Source organism: Rhodococcus sp. RS1C4 (assembly GCF_002258225.1).
GTDB classification, from domain to species: domain Bacteria; phylum Actinomycetota; class Actinomycetes; order Mycobacteriales; family Mycobacteriaceae; genus Rhodococcoides; species Rhodococcoides fascians_E.
Genome location: NZ_NOXZ01000021.1, coordinates 139,111 through 155,930, shown reverse-complemented (window position 1 = coordinate 155,930; position 16,820 = coordinate 139,111). Strand labels below are relative to the sequence as shown.

The following is a 16,820-nucleotide window of genomic DNA, read 5'->3' as shown; positions in this document are numbered from 1 at the left end:
AGACCCGAGCCGAAGCCCGGCGATGGCACGGTAGCCACCGAGAGGAACTGAAGATGGGTGCGATCAGCACAACGCAAGGCCGGCAGACCAAGCTCCTCGGCTTGGGAGTCCACCGACCCGAGCGGGTGGTGACCAACGACGAGATCTGCGAGTTCATCGACTCGAGCGACGAGTGGATCCAGACTCGATCGGGCATCAAGAACCGCCGGTTCGCAGAACCCGAAGAGAACGTCGTCCAGATGTCGATCTCCGCAGGCAAGAAGGCGCTCGAAGCCAGCGGCATCGCCGCCGAGCAGATCGACACCGTCATCGTCGCGACGTCGACGCACCTCGAGTTGACGCCCCAGGCTGCCGCGAAGGTCGCACACGGCCTCGGCACCAAGGGCCCCGCCGCGTTCGACATCTGCGCAGGCTGCGCCGGCTTCTGCTACGCGCTCGCTGTCGCATCGGACCTGGTGAAGGCCGGAACGGCACAGTACGTCCTCGTCATCGGTGCCGAGCAGCTCAGCCTGACCACCGACCCGTACGACCGCACCACTCGCTTCATCTTCGCCGACGGCGCAGGCGCAGTAGTCGTCGGACAGAGCGACGAGACCGAGATCGGCCCCGTCGTCTGGGGATCGGACGGATCGCAGTCCGACGCCATCGTCCAGACCATCGACTGGTACGACTACATCACCGGCGAGGACGCCGAACGTCCGTGGATCAAGATGAACGGCATCTCCGTGTTCCGTTGGGCCGCGTTCGAGATGGGCAAGGCAGCACAGAAGGTCCTCGACGTCGCCGGCATCAAAGCCGACGAACTGCATGCCTTCGTCCCGCACCAGGCCAACAGCCGCATCACCGAACTCCTCGCCAAGAGCCTGAACCTGAACGAGGAGACCCCGGTCGCCAACGACATCGCCGAGACCGGCAACACGTCGGCCGCGTCGATCCCACTGGCCATGGAGGAACTACTCCGCACCGGCAAGGCCAAGGAAGGCGACACCGCGCTGCTGCTCGCATTCGGTGCAGGCCTCTCCTACGCCGGGCAGGTCGTCAAACTCCCCAAGCTGTAACCGGTTCTGACTTGATCTGATCTGGTCGAGGTTGTGGACGACAATCCGATGATTTTCGTCCACAACCTCGGACTCGTCGGCGGTTAGGCTGGGCGTCATGCCGAAGCCACCGTTGCCTGCAGATGCCATCGAACTTCTGAAGAAGCCCAATCCCGCTGTCATGGCGGTTGTTCGTGCCGACGGAACGCCCATCACGGCGCCGACGTGGTACCTCTGGGAGGACGACAAGATCGTTCTGAACTTCCAGGCCGATCGCAAGCGTCTCGAGCACATTCGGGCGAACCCGAAGGTGTCGATCTCGGTGCTCGACGAGGCGAGTTGGTACACCCACGTCACCATTCACGGCACCATCACGCTGCAGGACGATCCGGGTCAGGTCGACATCGACCGGATCTCCACGCATTACACCGGTGAGCCGTACCCCGTGCGGGACAAGGAGCGCGTCACCGGGCTGCTCGAGGTCGACGCCTACGTCGGCTGGGGCAAGATCGGTTCCTAGCTTCCGGTGCCGATTGCCCGATTTGTCCGAGAGTGCAACACTCGGGCATGACCTATCCGCAGGGCACCCCGTACGGGCACTACGCAGGGCCTGTCCCCGGCCCGCCCCGGACCAACTCCACCGCTGTCGCGGCACTGATCTGCGGCGTGGTGGGGTTGTTCACCGGGCTCGTCGGCTTCGTCGCCATCGTTCTCGGCCACATCGCTCGGAGTCAGATCAAGCGGACGGGCGAGGACGGCGCCGGAATCGCGCTCGCCGGGCTGATCCTCGGTTACGTCAGCGTGGTGCTTCTGTTCGTCGTGATCGCCGTCTTCTTCTGGATCGCGGTCCTGTTCGTCAACGCATGATGCGAGGCTGCCGCAATCAGGGCCAGTAGCGCGAGGCCCATGACGAACAGTGCCATCGCGGTCCACCCGAACTGCTGGTACACCACGCCGCCGAGCCATCCGACGACGGACGAGCCGCCGTAGTAGAAGAGGTTGTACAACGACGTCGCCTGCGCACGCCCGACGGTTGCGCGTTGACCGGTCCAGCCCGACGCGATGGCGTGGGCCGCGAAGAACCCGACGGTCAGGATCACCAGGCCGACGAGGATGACGATCAGGTTGCTGCTGATCGTCAGGCCGACGCCCGCGATCATCAGCAGCGTGGACCCGGCCAGAACGCCGGCTCGACCGTGTCGGACGGCAAGCTGACCGGCGACACGTGAGGACACCGTGCCGCTGAGGTAGGCGAGGAAGATCAGGCTGATCAGCGACTGCGGCAGACCGAACCCGGATCCTTCGAGGCGGAATCCGAGGAAGTTGTAGATCGCGACGAATCCGCCCATCAACAGAAACGCCTGCGCGTACAGCACCAGCATTCCCGGTTCTTTCAGGTTGGCCCACAGGCGGGTGCCGAGCGACGGACCGGCCGAGTCACCGGCTCGAAAGCGTCGTGGCGCCGGTGCGAGAACCAGGAACAACGTCGCGGCGACGGCGGCGAGGATCGACACCGTGAGGGTGCCGATGCGCCAGTTGGTCACCTCCGCGACCGGTCCGGCGACGATGCGACCGAGCAGACCCCCGAGTGTCGTGCCCGAGACGTAGGTGGCAGCGGCGAGTGCCGTGTGGTTGCGATGGACTTCCTCGCTCAAGTAGGCGATCGCGATGGCCGGGAGTCCGCCGAGCGCTGCACCTTCGAAGAATCGTACGGACAGCAGCACCGGCAGCGACGACGACAACGGCACCACCAGGCCGAGGATCGTAGCGACGACGATCGAGATGCTCATGGCCTTGACGCGACCGATGCGGTCGGCCACGACGGACCACGGCAGCACCGACACCGCGACACCGACGGTGGCGAACCCCACAGCCAGGGAGGACTGGGACGGTGTGATCTCGAGGCCGGAGGCGATCAGAGGCAGGATGCCCTGGACCGAGTAGAGCTGAGCAAACGTGGCGATACCCGCGAACAGCAGGGCCGCCACCAGGCGCTTGTACTCGCGCGATCCACGAGGGTGGCCTTCCCACTCCAGTGTCACGTCGGTCGTCGCAGTCATGACGACAACGTTAGGCCGGGAAACTATCACGGTCCAATGCATGATCGGGTTCGAATTCATGCATCAGCGTTATGATTTGCTCATGCGCGACGAGGCCCGTCACCTACTTCCTCTGATACCGGCGATCCTCGCGGTCGCGGAGACCGAGCACATGACCGAAGCATCCGAGCTTCTCGGCGTCCCCCAACCGACCGTCAGCCGGCAGATCGCCCGGGCGTCGAGCATCCTCGGGGTACAGCTCGTCGAACGCAGCGGACGCGGTATCGCGCTCACCACCGCGGGCCGAATACTCGTCCCGTACCTGCAACGCGTCGCCGTCGACCTCGAAGCCGGCCTCGACGCCGCGGGGGAACACGACGCGAACGCTCGGGGCCGCATCGCCATCAGCTTCCAGAACACCCTCGGTGAGGACATCGTTCCGGCGTTGATCCGGCAATTTCGCGGGGACCACCCGGCGGTGACGTTCGACCTGGATCAAGGCGCGCGGGCACGGTGCCTGGACCGTCTCGACGACGGGCTGGCCGATCTCGCCTTCGTCTCGCTCAGCGCCGAACACACCGAGGCCAACTCGTTCCAGCTCTACGACGAGCGGCTCGTCCTCGTCGTACCCGCCGACCACCGTCTGGCGCGTGCGCGTTCGGTCCACGTCCGGGACACCGCAGGCGACAGCTACATCGCGATGGGTCACGGTTACGGGATGCGGTCGATCTGCGAAGACCTGTGGGCCGACGCCGGGATAGCACCGGACATCGAATTCGAAGGCCGAGACATTCACACCGTGCGGGGCCTGGTCGGCGCGGGCCTGGGCATCTCGATCCTGCCTCGATCCCGTGGCCTGGGTCCCGAGGTCGTCGAGGTGAAGATCTCCGATCCCGCGGCTCGACGAAGAATCGGCATGGTGTGGTCCGGCAGGACGGCAGCCGGGCAGGTGCACGCTTTCCGGACGATGGTGATCCGCAGCGGCAGATCGCTCGTGGTTAGGTGATCGTGTGCAGCTGATCCTGATTCGACATGCGCTCCCCCTGCGATCCGACGAATCCGCCGATCCGCCCCTCGCCGAACTCGGACACGAGCAGGCCGGTCGCCTCCCCGACGCACTGTCCCGCTTCCCCATCACCCGGACGATCGCGAGCACTCAGCTCCGGGCAGTGCAGACCGGCACCCCGGTGGCGGCCCAACTGGGACTCGACCTGGGCACCGACGACAGAATCACCGAATACGACCGCGACTTCGGCGGCTACATCCCCATCGAAGATGCACGCACCGAACTCCGCGACGCGTTCGACCGCATCAAGGCTGGCCATCTGCCCGAGCAGGTCGACGAGGCCGCCTTCCGCGCCCGAGTCCTCGGCGGTATTGCGGCCGCGGTCGACGGAATCGAACACACCGACACCGTCGCCCTGTTCGCGCACGGCGGGGTCATCAACATCTTCCTCCAGGACATCCTCGGCACTCCGAAAGCTCTCGGTTTCCCCATCGACTACTGCTCCATCACCCGAGTGCTGTTCTCGCGCAACGGCACCAGATCCGTGTCGTCGGTCAACGAAACCCATCACGTCTGGGACCTGCTTCCACGCAACCGGTAGCGAGCTGGAATCCTCATAGACCTCTTAAACAGGCAGTTCAGAGACGGTTTCGACGCCGTTTCCGCTCATCGGCTGGTCAACCGGCTCGCGAGAGGCAGTTAGCCTCAGGATCACTATGGGTAAATTCAGTCTCACTCGTCGGCCGTCCGTCGCACTTCTCGCCATCGCTTTTCCGCTGGTGGCTGCTGGTTCGTTCGCGCTCGGCGCCGGCGTCGACCTGACTGCGGACACCCAGCCGACCACGGTCGCGTCCACGGCCGAGGCTCCGACCGAAACCCCCACCGGTGATCCGCTGGCCACCTCGCGGAAGAACCTGCAGGAAGCCGGACTGCCCGTGAGCTTCCTGTCTGCAGGCGTCAGCCAACTCACCGACGGCGGCAACCAGCTCAACGACGGAGTCGTGCAGCTCACCGACGGCATCACCCAGGCACACGACGGCACCGTCCAACTCGCCGACGGGTTCGTGGAGTACCGCGCAGGCATCGGCCAACTCGGTGACGGCGCCTCGCAGATCAGCGGAGGCGTCGACGAGGTCGTGGACACCCTCGCCGGATTCGGTGCCCAGCAGGCTCAGTTCACCGCGTCGCTCGAAGCCGCGGCGCAGCAGGTCGACGCGTTCCCCCACCCCGGATCCGACGGTATCTCCGGCCAGATTCGCGGGGTCATCGACACTCTGAACACCCAGGGCTTCGGCCCCGACACTCTGGATCAGTTGCAGACACTCAAGGCGGGAGCCCGCCAGCTCTCCGGGGAACTCAACGACCCGTCGAGCCAATTCCTCTCGGCCACAAGCCAAATCGGCGACGCCACCGTTCAGCTCCGGGACGGGCTGGGACAGCTCGACGACGGCGGTGGCCAGCTGCGTGCCGGCACCGACCAACTCGTGACCGCGGTGGAACCGGTCTCCGGCATCGTCAGCGGCATCCAGACCAACGTCCAGGAAGCAACAGCCGGCCTCCCAACGGCCAAGGAACTGAACAGCGGGCAACTGAACAGCGGGGAACTGAACAGCGGGAACGCTGCCGCCTCCGACGATTCGACCGACGTGGCAGCAGCCTCCGGCACATCCGGCTCCACGACCTCGGTCGCCCCGTACCTCATCGCAGCACTCGTCGCCGTCGGCGCGGTCGGTGCCGTCAGCCTCGTACGAGTCCTGAGCCGTGACTCCCGTCTGCGGTGGGTTGCCGCCGCCGTCGCAGTGGCAGCCGTCGGAGCGTGCGCAGCTCTCGCGTTCGCCTTCACCGCACCCGACGCCTCGATCGGTGCCCTGATCGGAGCAGGAGCGTTCCTCGTCGTCTCGGCAGGCGCCTACCTCGCAGCCGCGGGTGCCATCCAACGGGTACTGGGATCGACCGTCGGACAGGCGGTGAACGTGGTGCTTCTCGTGGTCCAGGTCGTCGTCTGCGGCGCCGCCTCGGCCAGTAGCGCGGCCATCTGGGGACACCTGTCGGCCTTCATGCCGATGGCGTACACCGCGGCGGGTGCTCGCGAGATCGGCTACTCGTCGATGACGTCGACCGGTTGGCTGGCGTTGGTGCTGACCGCCGCTCTGCTCGTCGTCTCCGGAGTCGTGTACCGGACGTCCTCGCGAACCGAGGGAAGAGCCGCGGAGCTACCGAACCACGCGTAGCGGGTGAATGGCAGGCGGGGCTGCCAAGTGCTCGCCGAATTCGCTCAGCGCCTTCTGTAGGTGCGGGGTCTTCATGTGCGCGTCCAGATCGTCCTCGGACCGCCATACTTCGATGGTCACGAACGTTCCCCGTTCGGCGGCGGATTCGAACAGTTCGTAGGACACGTTGCCGTCCTCGTGCAGTGACTCCGCCGCGAGTTCGGCCAAGCCTGCGCGAACGACGTCCACCGATTCGGGTTTCGCGGTGATCGTTGCGACGACCTTCAGATCACTGAGCACAATTCTCCCTTTCGCCAGTGGTGGGGTGTACGGCAACCACCGAGTCCGACGGTACCGTCATGAGCGCATCCGCATCGGCTGAAACAGATCAAAGGGGAATCGTGAGCGACGTGCACGAGAAGGCGACGCGGAAGGACTGGCTGGGGCTCGCTGTCCTCGTCGTACCCATTCTGCTCGTCTCGATGGACATCTCGGTGCTCTACCTCGCGTTGCCCGCGGTGACCGCCGACCTCGAGCCGAGCAGCAACCAGACCCTCTGGATTCTGGACCTCTACGGGTTCTTCCTCGCCGGACTTCTGATCACGATGGGGTCGGTAGGTGACCGGATCGGCCGACGGCGACTGCTGATGGTCGGCGCCCTCGTGTTCGGTGCCGCCTCGGTACTGGCCGCGTTCTCCACCTCGCCGGAGATGCTCCTGATCGCCCGCGCTCTTCTCGGTGTCGGCGGTGCCACCATCGCGCCGAGCACACTGTCTCTGATTCGCAACATGTTTCGCGACCCCGCGCAACGCAAGGAAGCAATCGGGTTGTGGACGGCAGGTTTCGCCGGCGGCGGGGCGATCGGACCCGTCATCGGCGGTTTCCTGCTGGAGCATTTCTGGTGGGGATCGGTCTTCCTCGTCAACATTCCGGTGATGATCGTGATCCTGGTCGCGGCGCCCCTGCTGGTTCCCGAGTTCAAGGACCCCGAGCCCGGCAAGTTCGACCCCATCAGCGTCGCCCTGTCCATCGTCGCGATGCTCGGCATCGTCTACGCGATCAAACACGGTGCACAGGAAGGTTTCGACGTCGCCACCGTCTCCACCGCGGCAGGCGGGCTGGTACTCGGATTCCTGTTCGTCCTCCGGCAACGCAAGGCCAAGGACCCGCTGATCGACGTGACACTCTTCGGCGAACGCGCATTCAGCGCAGCCGTCCTGGTCCAGTTCCTGGTGATCTTCGCACTGACCGGCTTCAGCCTGTTCGCCTCGCAGTACCTCCAACTCCTCGTCGGCCTCGGCCCGTTGGCTGCCGGACTGTGGTTGCTGATCCCCGCTGCGGCAGCGGCAGTCGGTGCCGTCTTCTCCCCGACGCTGAGCAAGATCGTCCCGACGGGCACCATCATCGCCGGCGGACTGGTGCTCATCGCCGTGGGTTCGCTGGCGCTGCACTTCGTCGGCTCGAACTCCGGCATCCCGCTTCTGATCACCGGAATGTCCCTGATCACCCTCGGCGTCGGTGCCGCGTCCACCCTCAACTCCGACATCGTCCTGACCGCCGCCGCACCCGAAAAGGCCGGTGCCGCATCGGCACTCTCCGAGACCGGCGCCGAGCTCGGCGGTGCCGTCGGCATCGCCATCCTCGGCACCATCGGATCCACCGTCTACCGCAACGGCGTCTCCGCCCAGGTACCGCCGAACACCCCCGCGGACATCGCCGGACCCGCCACCGAAACCGTCGGCGGCGGAATGGCAGTGGCCGAGCTACTGCCACCCCCACTGAACGACATGCTGCGCGAACTCGCCGCACAGAGCTTCGTCGACGGCTTGAACCTGGCTGCCGTGTGGAGCGCAGGGCTCATGGCCGTCTCCGCCGTCGTGGTCTACGGCCTCCTGCGTCGTACCTGATTCATACCGGTGCGGGGGTGCGCTCGCGGTACGCGCGCCAGCCACCGAACTTCGTGATGTCCACAGCCGCGTCGGCCGCCTCGTACGAGCAGCAGAAACCCGTGACCCACCGGGCGTCGGACAGTTCCACCGACGTCAGACCCATCGGCACCGGAAGACCGGCCAGGAACGTGCCCACACCCGCCGCGGACATCCGATACAGCTCCCCGGCAATCGCAGCCCCGGTGCCGGACGCGTGCCGCACCAGACCGGGTTTCGGCGGCGTCGTCCCCAGATCGACCAGGCGATATGCGTCGGACGTCAGGACGTCGCCGAGGAAACGTGCACCTCGATCGGTCAGCTGGTGGTGCACCGGAAAGCCCTTCAGATGCGCTCCCACGACGAGAACATCGATGCCGTCGGCGACGAGGACAGGTGCCGGGGCCGAGGTGAGCGCAGCAGCGATGTCCACGGCGACCTGATCGTGGAAGCCCGGTACGACGACCATGACACCGAACGGGTCACCGGCACCGGTCGGCTCTCCCGGAACCGCGACGGCCGCCATGTCCAGTAGGTTGCAGAAGTTGGTGAACGTCCCCATTCGCCGATTGACGGCAAGCGGATCCGCCTGTACCGCAGCGATCGTCGGGTGCTCGGTCGTCGTCGGAAGCACTAGCGCGTCGTACCCGTCCAGCAGGGCCACGGCAATGCGCTTGCCTGCGGCAATCGTCGACAGATCGTCGACGTACCGGTGCGCCGACGGCTCGGCGGCCCCGGAGACGATGCGCGCCACCGTAGGGTCCGCTGACGCAGGACTCGAGGCCAGGAACTCTCCCACCGCCGAATACCTCTGCGCGACAATCGCTCCGTCGTACAGCAACGTCGCGATGTCCAGAAGTGGCGAGATGTCCACCGTGTCGTACTCGATCCCCCGTACCCGCAGGCCGGCCACCGTTCTGTCGAACGCATCGCGGTACTCGGGACTCAGTGCGGCGAGGTCCTCGGCTCGGGGCACCGCCACCCTCGGCGTCGGCAACGCAGCGAGCCTCACGTCCACCGGCCACGACCGGCTGCGTGGATCGCCCTCGTCGAACCCGGCCATGACGCGGGTGGCGAGGGTCGCCGTGTCGAGGTCGGCGGCCATCACCGTCACGCAGTCGTAGTCGACGCACGCCGGCACCACACCGGTCGTCGGAACGACCCCGAGAGTCGTCTTGATCCCGACGAGACCGTGGAACGACGCCGGCACGCGTCCCGAACCTGCAGTGTCCGTGCCGATTCCGATATCCGCGATTCCCAGCGCGACCGCCACGGCCGATCCGGAACTGGAACCGCCCGACACTCGCTCGGGATCCCACGCACATCGCACTGCCCCGTACGGGCTTCGCGTCCCGACGAGACCGGTGGCGAACTGGTCGAGGTTGGTCTTGCCGAGAATCAGTGCACCCTGCTCGACGAGCCGGGCCACCGCCGTCGCGGACACCTCGGGCACGTACGAGAACTCGGGGCACGCAGCCGTCGTCGGCAGCCCGGCTACGTCGACGTTGTCCTTCACCGCGACGAGCATCCCCGCGAGGGGCAACGACGCGTCGACGAGGTCCGCATCGGCAAGCACGTCGGCCTCACTGCGCAGCGTGATCCACACCTCGGGACGATCGACCTCGGCAATTCGCGCGTACGCCTGCCGAATCCTGTCATGCAGCTGCATCGGACCCCTCCTTCTTGCTGAACTCGCCCGCTGCCGACCATGCAGCACGCTCGGCATCGAACGCTGCCGCCTGAATCGTGCGGAACTGCTCGATCGACTCGTGTTCGGCGGCGAGGAACTCGTCGTGCTCCGCCAGCGAGAATTCACCGTCGGTGATCTCCACTCCGCCGTTGCCCCTCCCGGCCGCCGTGTCCGCGCGCAGATCCATCAGTTCCTCGGGCTCGACCGGATACCACGAAATCCGGTCGAAAAACCTGAGAAGCCAGGGGCTTTCGGGTTGGAACTGGCTCGAGGAGGCAGGAGCGGAGCCTGCGGAGTGACCCGGTTGGGCAGGAGCGGAGCCTGCGGAGTGACCCGGTTGGGCAGGACCGGAGCCTGTGGACTTTGTTTCGGCAGAATAGCGGTGGTTCCAGACCTGAGTTGTGCGGCCGACGAACTGGTAACCACCGGGGCCTTCCATTCCGTAGATGCAGAGGTATGCCCCGCCGATTCCGACAGCGTTCTCCGGGGTCCAGGTACGTGCGGGATTGTATTTGGTGGTGACCAGCCTGTGCCGCGGGTCGAGTGGGGTGGCGACGGGTGCGCCGAGGTAGACGTCACCGAGGCCGAGGACCATGTAGTCGGCTGCGAAGACGGTGTCGAACACGTCTGCGACGGAATCCAATCCATTCATGCGCCGGATGAATTCGATGTTCCACGGGCACCACGGTGCATCGGACCGGACGCCGTGCATGTAGCGGGCGATGGCTTCGCGGGTCGACGGGTCGTCCCAGGACAAGGGCATGCGGACCTTCCGGGACGGAACGACGAGCTCCGATGCGGCGGGGAGGTCGGATTCGACCTCGTCGAGCAACCCCATCAGCGTCGTGATCGGCAGTACGTCCGGGTCGACCTTGACCTGCAGCGACCGGATTCCGGGTGTCAGGTCCAGCAGTCCCTTCGGGGCGATCGCCTCGATGCGCTGGTGCAGCGCATGTGCCCGTGCGCGCAGTGCCAGGTCCAGCTTCATGTCGCCGTACTCGACGAGCACGTTGTCGTCGCCGGAGCGCCGATACGTCACCGCGGTCTCACCGTCGCGGCGCGCGATGACGCCGTCGTCCCCGTCTCCGCCGGCGGAGAAGACAACCGGAAGCGATGCCCTGCGTTCGAGTCCCAGTGCGCCGAGCGCGGCGGCATGCGCTGCCTTCACCGGTACGAACCTGATGGTGTCCCCCGGCTTCAACTGCCCGAGCTTCCAGCGCTCGGCAGCCACCACGGTGACCGGGCAGACGAAGCCGCCGAGGCTCGGGCCGTCGGGCCCCAGGAGGATCGGGGTGTCACCGGTGAAATCGAGCGCTCCTACCGAGTACGCGTTGTCATGGATGTTCGACGGGTGAAGCCCGGCCTCACCGCCGTCCTCGCGCGCCCATTCCGGTTTGGGACCGATGAGGCGCACACCGGTGCGGTCGGAGTTGAAGTGGACCTCGTACCGCGTCGCGTACAGGGTGTCCATGTCCGCGCGGGTGAAGAACTCGGGCGCGCCGTGCGGCCCCTCGGTCACCGCGATGTCCCACGTCGTCGTCAGGACTGGACGATGTTCCATCGGAACGGATCGAATGCCGTCTCGACCGGCGCCCCCGGCGACCTCGAGGACATCTCCTTCGGCAAGAGTGCCGCCGCGGTGGCCCCCGAATTTGCCGAGCGTGAATGTGGCTACGCTGCCGAGGTAGTCGTCCACCTCGATCCTTCCCTGCACCGTCACGTACACACGCAGGCCTGCGCCGGTGGTGGGTCCGACGTCCAGCACCGCACCGGCCGAGACCAGGACGGGCCGCCACTGAGGCACGTCGGTCCCGTCGATCCGCACACGAGCGTCCGCGCCGGTGACGCACACGTAGGTATCGGCGTCGAACGTCAGCGCCGGGCCGGCCATCGCGGACTCGAGACCCGGGGCGCCCTCGGGATTGCCCAGGGCCACATTGCCCAGTCGGAACGACAGATCGTCCATCGGTCCGGACGGAGGAACCCCCACCTTCCAGTAGCCGACGCGTCCCGGCCAGTCCTGCACCGTCGTCAGCATGCCCGGCCGCACGACGGTCATCTTGGTGGTGCTCATGGCCTGGTCACCACCAGACGAACCGACGTCGGGTCGAACCCGTTGCACGGGTTGTTGATCTGCGGGCAGTTCGAGACCAGAACCAGGGTGTCCACCTCGGCGCGCAAGGACAGTGACTTTCCGGGCGCAGACAAACCGTCGACGATGCCGAGCGTGCCGTCCGCGTCGACGGGAACGTTCATGAAGAAGTTGATGTTGGACACCATGTCTCGCTTGCCGAGTCCCCACTTGGCGCCCTCGATCAGGAAATTCTCCACGCACGCGTGCTGGTGCCGAGTGTGGTGGCCGTACCGCAGGGTGTTCGACTCCTGCGAGCAGGCGCCGCCGACGGTGTCGTGGTTACCGACCTCGTCGGCGACGATCGTCATCAGCGGTGTCGAATCATCGCTGCGCAGCACGGTTCCGGTGGTGAGGAACAGGTTGCGCTGGGAGGTGACCGTCGCCGCGGCGGAGTACCGGACGGCGTGATCGTCGGCGGCATAGAGCAACGTGTCTACGGCCTGGTTGCCGTGCAGGTCGATCATCGTCAGGACATCGCCTGCCTTCACGACGGCCGACCAGGGGCCCCGGGCGTCGGCGACCTGGTCCAGTACCACTGATCCGAGTGTCGTTGTCATCATGCACCTTTCGGGTTCAGCGCGTTCCAGGCGCTGTCGGTGTTACATACCGCGCGTTCGTACTCCGGTTCGGTGTTCGCCAGTGCGAGCAACTCCTCCGACGCATCCCAGGCGGTGACGTCGAGCGCCGTCGTACCGAACGTGTCCGCGGGGTCGAGTGGGTGCGCGGTGTTCGCGAGGAGCACGACGACCGGCAGGTGCATCAGCAGATCGACTTCGGTGCCGGGGCCGGCCGAGCCGGTGCTGGTGAGTGCGCCGTCGGCCTCGACACGTACCCCGTGGAAGAACGAGATCGACGGGGGCAGATCGCGCGGCTCCAGACCGTTCTTGGCAGCGCCGACGGTGAATATCTCGCGGCCCGCCGGCGACGAGGAATGCAGCGCCCCGGTCCCGTACTTCGCCGCATTCGTTGCCGCCGAGGTGGTTCCGCACAGCGCGTCGTGACGACCCGAACTGTCCGCGACGACGGTGGCGAGGACTCTGCCCTGGTCCGACAGCAGCGGATGTCCCGTCGTGACGTATGCCTGCCACGGGACCTTGACCGTGTCGGCCGCATTGAGTCTCTCCCACGGAGCATCGGCGCGGTAGAGCAGCAGGTGGGCGCAGGCGGCGCCGTCGACGTCGCGCAAACGCAGCCGTGTACCGCGGGCCAGGACCTTGGTGGAATACCGGCCGCCGGGAATCGTCTCGGCCCAGGTGAGCGCCACACCGTCGGGGCCGGTGGGGGCGTCGACCTCAGCGGCCTGCGAGCGAGCGTGTTCCTTGGCGGCGTGGGTGGTTGCTGTGCTCATGTGTTCTACGCTCCGATCGTGACGGGTCGTGGGTGTGCTTTGGCGCGGGGAAAGCAGGCGATGCCCACCACCACGACGGCCAGGACGGTCAGCGGGGCGGCCCACTGCAGAATCGGGTATTCCCCGGTGGGATTGAAGATTTCGGCACGCGGCCAGGACAGGTTGACCACCATCAGCCCGCCGTACAGAACTGCTGCGATGTTCACAGGGATACCGAGCCAGCCGAGGGTGAAGAGTTTCTTTCCTTCGGCATCCACCTGCACTCCGCCGCGGGGCCAGCCTTTCAGTCGCTGGACCAGCAGTGGGACGGTGACCATCATGTAGGCGAGGTAGATCAGGACGATGCAGACACTGGTGAGGGTCGTGAACAGGGCGGCGTTGCCGACGTTGACCGCGAGGACCGCGACACAGGCCAGTCCGATGAGAACCGAAGGGGCAATGGGCGTTCCGGTCTTGGAGTTCACCTTGGACAGGATGTCCGACGCGGGCAGTCGTCCGTCACGGGCCATGGAGAACATCAGTCGCGAGGCAGCGGTCTGGATGGCCAACGTGCAGATGAACACCGCGATGGCGACGTCGATCAGGAGGACCGTGCCCCACGGCGACGTCAGGATGGAGTCGATGACGTAAGGCAGGCCGAGCGTCGCGAGATTGCCGTCGGTGAGCGACGGTGCCGCCATCAGTGCGCCGACGATCATCAGCCCACCGCCGAGGGCCGACGCGGACAACGCAAGCCTGATCGTACGCGGCGCGACCCGACGCGGGTTGTGGGTTTCCTCGGCAAGCTCACCGGCAGAACCGAATCCGACCATCACGTAGGCGGCCATGAGTCCCGAGACGATCCACGCCCAGATGTAACCGGGTTCGGCTCCCGCGGCACCGGTGTCGAGGACGACCTGGGGTCCGCGCTGTGCGTGGGTGAAGAACACGAGTACCAGGGCGATGACTCCGACGATCTCGCACGTCACACCGATCGAGTTGATGCGTGACATCCAGTTCACGCCGATCGAGTTGATGGTCGTCGTCAGGACGAGCAACACGGACCCGAGGACCACTGCGTTGGTGGCACCGCTGGGGGACGTCAGTGCCGGATCGTCGCCGACGATCTGGAACCCGCTCCATATGCTCGGCAGAACCACCTGCAGCGCGATCGCCGCGGCCGACGCCGTGACGATCTGCGCGATGATCATGAACCAGCCGGCGAACCAGCCGACGATCTCACCGCCCATCCTGCGCGCCCACTGGTAGATGGCGCCTGAAATGGGATACCGGGCAGCAAGTTCCGCGAAGTTCAGCGCAACCATGAACTGGCCGAGGAACACCAGCGGCCAGGTGAAGAAGAACGCGGGGCCGCCGAAACTGAAGCCGAGTGCGAACAGCTGGAAGATCGTGGTGAGAATCGAGACGAACGAGAACCCCGCCGCGAACGAGGCGAATTTACCGAGCGAACGGTGCAGTTGCTGTTCGTATCCGAGCTCCGCGAGATCGGAGTGGTCACTGCGCGGTGGCGAGGACCCTTCGGGTGCGGGCAGAGTAGTCGAGCTCATGGATGTCTCCTCGAGAGAAAGAGTGACTGCGGGAAGGTGCCTGACCGCCCGTCTGCGCTGCCGGTGCGGGCTTTTCTGTCAGTCGATAGTTTTCCGGCCCGAGGTGCCCCACGAGTGACAGCGATGAAACAACTACGTTTCGCAGGTTTCTATCGAATGACAGAAACTTCACTGCCGCGTCGTCGATGCCAGGATGGACCCATGACCACCGCAGGCCGACCGAGGCTCAGTACCAAGAAGCGGCCAGGAGACACGGCTCTCGAAGAAATCCTCGACGCCGCGGCGGAGCTGTTCACCACCCGCGGCTTCACCAACACGTCCACGCGCATGATCGCCGACGCCGTGGGCATGCGTCAGGCGTCGCTGTACCACCACTTCGCCAACAAGGACGAGTTGCTGAGTCTGTTGCTGAGCGGAACCGTCGACGGTCCACTGGCCGTCGCACAGCGCATCGCCGATTCCGACGCGGCCGCTGCGGTCAAGATGTACGCGCTCGCACTGTTCGACGCCGACCAGCTCTGCCGATCCCGGTGGAACCTCGGTGCGCTGTATCTACTCCCGGAGATCCGCGAACCTCGCTTCGATACCTTCCGTGCACACCGGCACGCACTGATGGACCGCTACGCCTCGATAGCAGCCGAGGTTCTCCACGGAACGACGGCTGCACTGCCCGGCACCGAGGAGTTGCCGTTCCGGCTCGTCGAGACCGTCGTCAACGGTCGCGCCGACGCCGAGAGTGGCCGCGACGCGTCAGGAGAGGACTACGCCCGCGTCGTCGCGGAAGCAGCGGTCCGGGTACTCGGCTGGACCGGCTCGGTGGACGAGCTGCACACCCAGGCCAGGCCGCTACTGGAGTATGCGGCCGATCACGTGCCCGACGCACCCACGAGGTAGTTCGCCAGCCACGTCGTCACGCTCACACCGCTCGAATCCACCGCGTACGACGCGTATTCCTGGTGAATTCCGGAGCGGTAGAACGCCTCGATCTCACGGCGCCGCTGCTCGTTCGCCTGGTCCGACAATTGCCCCTGCAGAACCGGGAGCCCGCCGGCCGACGCGATGTCACCGAGCAGGATCTGTGCATCCTGCTGTGCCTTCGCTGCGACGTCCGGGCTCGGATCCGACGACACCGCAAGGAAACCCGCGAGCCGCGCCACGTAGTCGTCCTTCGGTGTCGAGCAGTACAGGTCACCGACCGCACAGAACGTTCGGACGACCGGGCTGACGTATCCGAACCCGCCCACCCGAGGCCCACCGACACCGGTGCCGACGACCTCGGGCCCGACCAGCGCATCGGCGTCGGACCGCTTGGGATCGGAGATCAGCCCCACCGCGACGACCTTGTCCGCCGGAACCACGCCGAGGCCGGTACCGATCGACGCCGCGAGGTCGCCTGCGGCATCCGCGCCCTGGCTGTATCCGATGATGCCGAATTTCGTTGCGCCACAACGGTCGGCCACGGACTTCAGCATGCCGCCCGCGTTGGCGGTGGCGATTGCACGCGACTCGCCGTAGATGCCGCCTTCCCACGGAAACGCCGTCGCCGGGTAGGACACGTAGTCGGTTCGGATATCGCTGCTCGCGATGCGGTCGGTGACGGCAGTGAGCATCCCCGGCCGCGGCGCAGCGCCCGAACTGGTCTCCCACGTGCCCGGAATCGCGACTACGTACATGCTGGGGCACGATGCCGGATCCGCCGACGCCGTGCTGGCAGTGACGGTGGACATCGCCGCCGACCCGGCAGCGATCGTCAACACGGATCCGATGGTGGCGACAAGCTTCTTCACGCGCATGGTGCGGCCTCACTGCGTCAGCGGACATTCGACTACTCACTGTGAGAATTCCAGTGCCTGATGTCGAATCGATGCCCAATCGGTAAACGCA

16 protein-coding genes are annotated in these 16,820 nt (G+C 66.1%); 8 read left to right on the top strand and 8 right to left on the bottom strand.

The genetic code is table 11. The features are described 5' to 3' along the window. Nucleotides 1–53: 53 nt before the first annotated feature. From CH289_RS09365 to CH289_RS09355, 3 genes are all read left to right on the top strand, one after another. The gene (locus CH289_RS09365; protein WP_026347775.1) at nt 54–1,058 is read left to right on the top strand and encodes a beta-ketoacyl-ACP synthase III; all 1,005 of its coding nucleotides are present in this window, start codon (nt 54–56) and stop codon (nt 1,056–1,058) included. A 97-nt stretch (nt 1,059–1,155) separates the two neighbouring features. Beyond that, a complete protein-coding gene (locus CH289_RS09360) occupies nt 1,156–1,557 on the top strand; it encodes a PPOX class F420-dependent oxidoreductase (protein WP_019665012.1) in 402 nt (133 codons plus the stop codon). Nucleotides 1,558–1,604: 47 nt separating this feature from the next. Beyond that, on the top strand, nt 1,605–1,904 hold the full coding sequence (locus tag CH289_RS09355) for a DUF4190 domain-containing protein (protein ID WP_019665013.1): 300 nt from the start codon (nt 1,605–1,607) through the stop codon (nt 1,902–1,904). On the opposite strand, the gene CH289_RS09350 is transcribed toward CH289_RS09355, so the two are convergent. Further along, a complete protein-coding gene (locus CH289_RS09350) occupies nt 1,829–3,097 on the bottom strand; it encodes an MFS transporter (RefSeq protein WP_094727817.1) in 1,269 nt (422 codons plus the stop codon). The genes CH289_RS09355 and CH289_RS09350 overlap by 76 nt on opposite strands. 82 nt (nt 3,098–3,179) lie before the next feature. Here CH289_RS09350 and CH289_RS09345 point away from each other — a divergent pair, with 82 nt between their 5' ends. The 3 genes from CH289_RS09345 to CH289_RS09335 all read left to right on the top strand — a co-directional run bounded on the left by CH289_RS09345 (nt 3,180) and on the right by CH289_RS09335 (nt 6,313). Further along, nucleotides 3,180–4,082, top strand: coding sequence for a LysR family transcriptional regulator (locus CH289_RS09345; protein WP_230595594.1), 903 nt, complete (start codon nt 3,180–3,182; stop codon nt 4,080–4,082). A gap of 4 nt (nt 4,083–4,086) precedes the next feature. Beyond that, nucleotides 4,087–4,683, top strand: coding sequence for a histidine phosphatase family protein (locus tag CH289_RS09340; protein ID WP_037140827.1), 597 nt, complete (start codon nt 4,087–4,089; stop codon nt 4,681–4,683). A gap of 115 nt (nt 4,684–4,798) precedes the next feature. Beyond that, nucleotides 4,799–6,313, top strand: coding sequence for a phage infection protein (locus CH289_RS09335; protein WP_094727816.1), 1,515 nt, complete (start codon nt 4,799–4,801; stop codon nt 6,311–6,313). On the opposite strand, the gene CH289_RS09330 is transcribed toward CH289_RS09335, so the two are convergent. After that, nucleotides 6,296–6,592, bottom strand: coding sequence for a putative quinol monooxygenase (locus CH289_RS09330; RefSeq protein ID WP_019665018.1), 297 nt, complete (start codon nt 6,590–6,592; stop codon nt 6,296–6,298). The genes CH289_RS09335 and CH289_RS09330 overlap by 18 nt on opposite strands. 101 nt (nt 6,593–6,693) lie before the next feature. Between CH289_RS09330 and CH289_RS09325 the strand changes: the two genes are divergently transcribed. Next, nucleotides 6,694–8,199: an MFS transporter gene (locus CH289_RS09325; protein WP_019665019.1), complete on the top strand. Its 1,506-nt coding sequence runs from the start codon at nt 6,694–6,696 to the stop codon at nt 8,197–8,199. 1 nt (nt 8,200) lies between these two features. On the opposite strand, the gene atzF is transcribed toward CH289_RS09325, so the two are convergent. From atzF to CH289_RS09300, 5 genes are read right to left on the bottom strand one after another with little or no spacing between them, the layout of a single operon-like run. Beyond that, nucleotides 8,201–9,886, bottom strand: coding sequence for an allophanate hydrolase (gene atzF / locus CH289_RS09320; RefSeq protein WP_256977096.1), 1,686 nt, complete (start codon nt 9,884–9,886; stop codon nt 8,201–8,203). Next, nucleotides 9,873–11,981 (bottom strand): 5-oxoprolinase/urea amidolyase family protein, encoded by a 2,109-nt coding sequence (locus tag CH289_RS09315; RefSeq protein WP_094727814.1) that lies wholly within the window; start codon nt 11,979–11,981, stop codon nt 9,873–9,875. The genes atzF and CH289_RS09315 overlap by 14 nt, the downstream gene beginning before the upstream one ends. Further along, nucleotides 11,978–12,598, bottom strand: a complete 621-nt coding sequence (locus tag CH289_RS09310) for an urea amidolyase associated protein UAAP2 (RefSeq protein WP_027498899.1) — start codon at nt 12,596–12,598, stop codon at nt 11,978–11,980. Before CH289_RS09310 ends, CH289_RS09315 begins: the two co-directional genes overlap by 4 nt. After that, nucleotides 12,598–13,389 carry an urea amidolyase associated protein UAAP1 gene (locus tag CH289_RS09305; protein ID WP_094727813.1) on the bottom strand — a complete coding sequence of 264 codons (792 nt, stop codon included), beginning with the start codon at nt 13,387–13,389 and terminating at the stop codon, nt 12,598–12,600. The genes CH289_RS09310 and CH289_RS09305 overlap by 1 nt, the downstream gene beginning before the upstream one ends. Before the next feature lie 5 nt (nt 13,390–13,394). Next, nucleotides 13,395–14,936, bottom strand: coding sequence for an amino acid permease (locus tag CH289_RS09300; RefSeq protein WP_020112267.1), 1,542 nt, complete (start codon nt 14,934–14,936; stop codon nt 13,395–13,397). 201 nt (nt 14,937–15,137) lie between these two features. Between CH289_RS09300 and CH289_RS09295 the strand changes: the two genes are divergently transcribed. Beyond that, on the top strand, nt 15,138–15,830 hold the full coding sequence (locus CH289_RS09295; protein ID WP_019665025.1) for a TetR/AcrR family transcriptional regulator: 693 nt from the start codon (nt 15,138–15,140) through the stop codon (nt 15,828–15,830). Here CH289_RS09295 and CH289_RS09290 read toward each other — a convergent pair. Next, entirely contained in the window at nt 15,803–16,729 is a 927-nt protein-coding gene (locus CH289_RS09290; RefSeq protein WP_020112266.1) for a cutinase family protein, read from the bottom strand. The two genes, CH289_RS09295 and CH289_RS09290, sit on opposite strands and share 28 nt — an antisense overlap. Nucleotides 16,730–16,820: the final 91 nt, after the last annotated feature.

What these genes read in the sequence shown, in the direction of transcription:
- CH289_RS09365 (WP_026347775.1), top strand. Translation starts at nt 54, where the DNA reads ATGGGTGCGATCAGCACAACGCAAGGCCGGCAGACCAAGCTCCTCGGC.
- CH289_RS09360 (WP_019665012.1), top strand. Translation starts at nt 1,156, where the DNA reads ATGCCGAAGCCACCGTTGCCTGCAGATGCCATCGAACTTCTGAAGAAG.
- CH289_RS09355 (WP_019665013.1), top strand. Translation starts at nt 1,605, where the DNA reads ATGACCTATCCGCAGGGCACCCCGTACGGGCACTACGCAGGGCCTGTC.
- CH289_RS09350 (WP_094727817.1), bottom strand. Translation starts at nt 3,097, where the DNA reads ATGACTGCGACGACCGACGTGACACTGGAGTGGGAAGGCCACCCTCGT.
- CH289_RS09345 (WP_230595594.1), top strand. Translation starts at nt 3,180, where the DNA reads ATGCGCGACGAGGCCCGTCACCTACTTCCTCTGATACCGGCGATCCTC.
- CH289_RS09335 (WP_094727816.1), top strand. Translation starts at nt 4,799, where the DNA reads ATGGGTAAATTCAGTCTCACTCGTCGGCCGTCCGTCGCACTTCTCGCC.
- atzF (WP_256977096.1), bottom strand. Translation starts at nt 9,886, where the DNA reads ATGCAGCTGCATGACAGGATTCGGCAGGCGTACGCGCGAATTGCCGAG.
- CH289_RS09315 (WP_094727814.1), bottom strand. Translation starts at nt 11,981, where the DNA reads ATGAGCACCACCAAGATGACCGTCGTGCGGCCGGGCATGCTGACGACG.
- CH289_RS09310 (WP_027498899.1), bottom strand. Translation starts at nt 12,598, where the DNA reads ATGACAACGACACTCGGATCAGTGGTACTGGACCAGGTCGCCGACGCC.
- CH289_RS09305 (WP_094727813.1), bottom strand. Translation starts at nt 13,389, where the DNA reads ATGAGCACAGCAACCACCCACGCCGCCAAGGAACACGCTCGCTCGCAG.
- CH289_RS09300 (WP_020112267.1), bottom strand. Translation starts at nt 14,936, where the DNA reads ATGAGCTCGACTACTCTGCCCGCACCCGAAGGGTCCTCGCCACCGCGC.
- CH289_RS09295 (WP_019665025.1), top strand. Translation starts at nt 15,138, where the DNA reads ATGACCACCGCAGGCCGACCGAGGCTCAGTACCAAGAAGCGGCCAGGA.
- CH289_RS09290 (WP_020112266.1), bottom strand. Translation starts at nt 16,729, where the DNA reads ATGCGCGTGAAGAAGCTTGTCGCCACCATCGGATCCGTGTTGACGATC.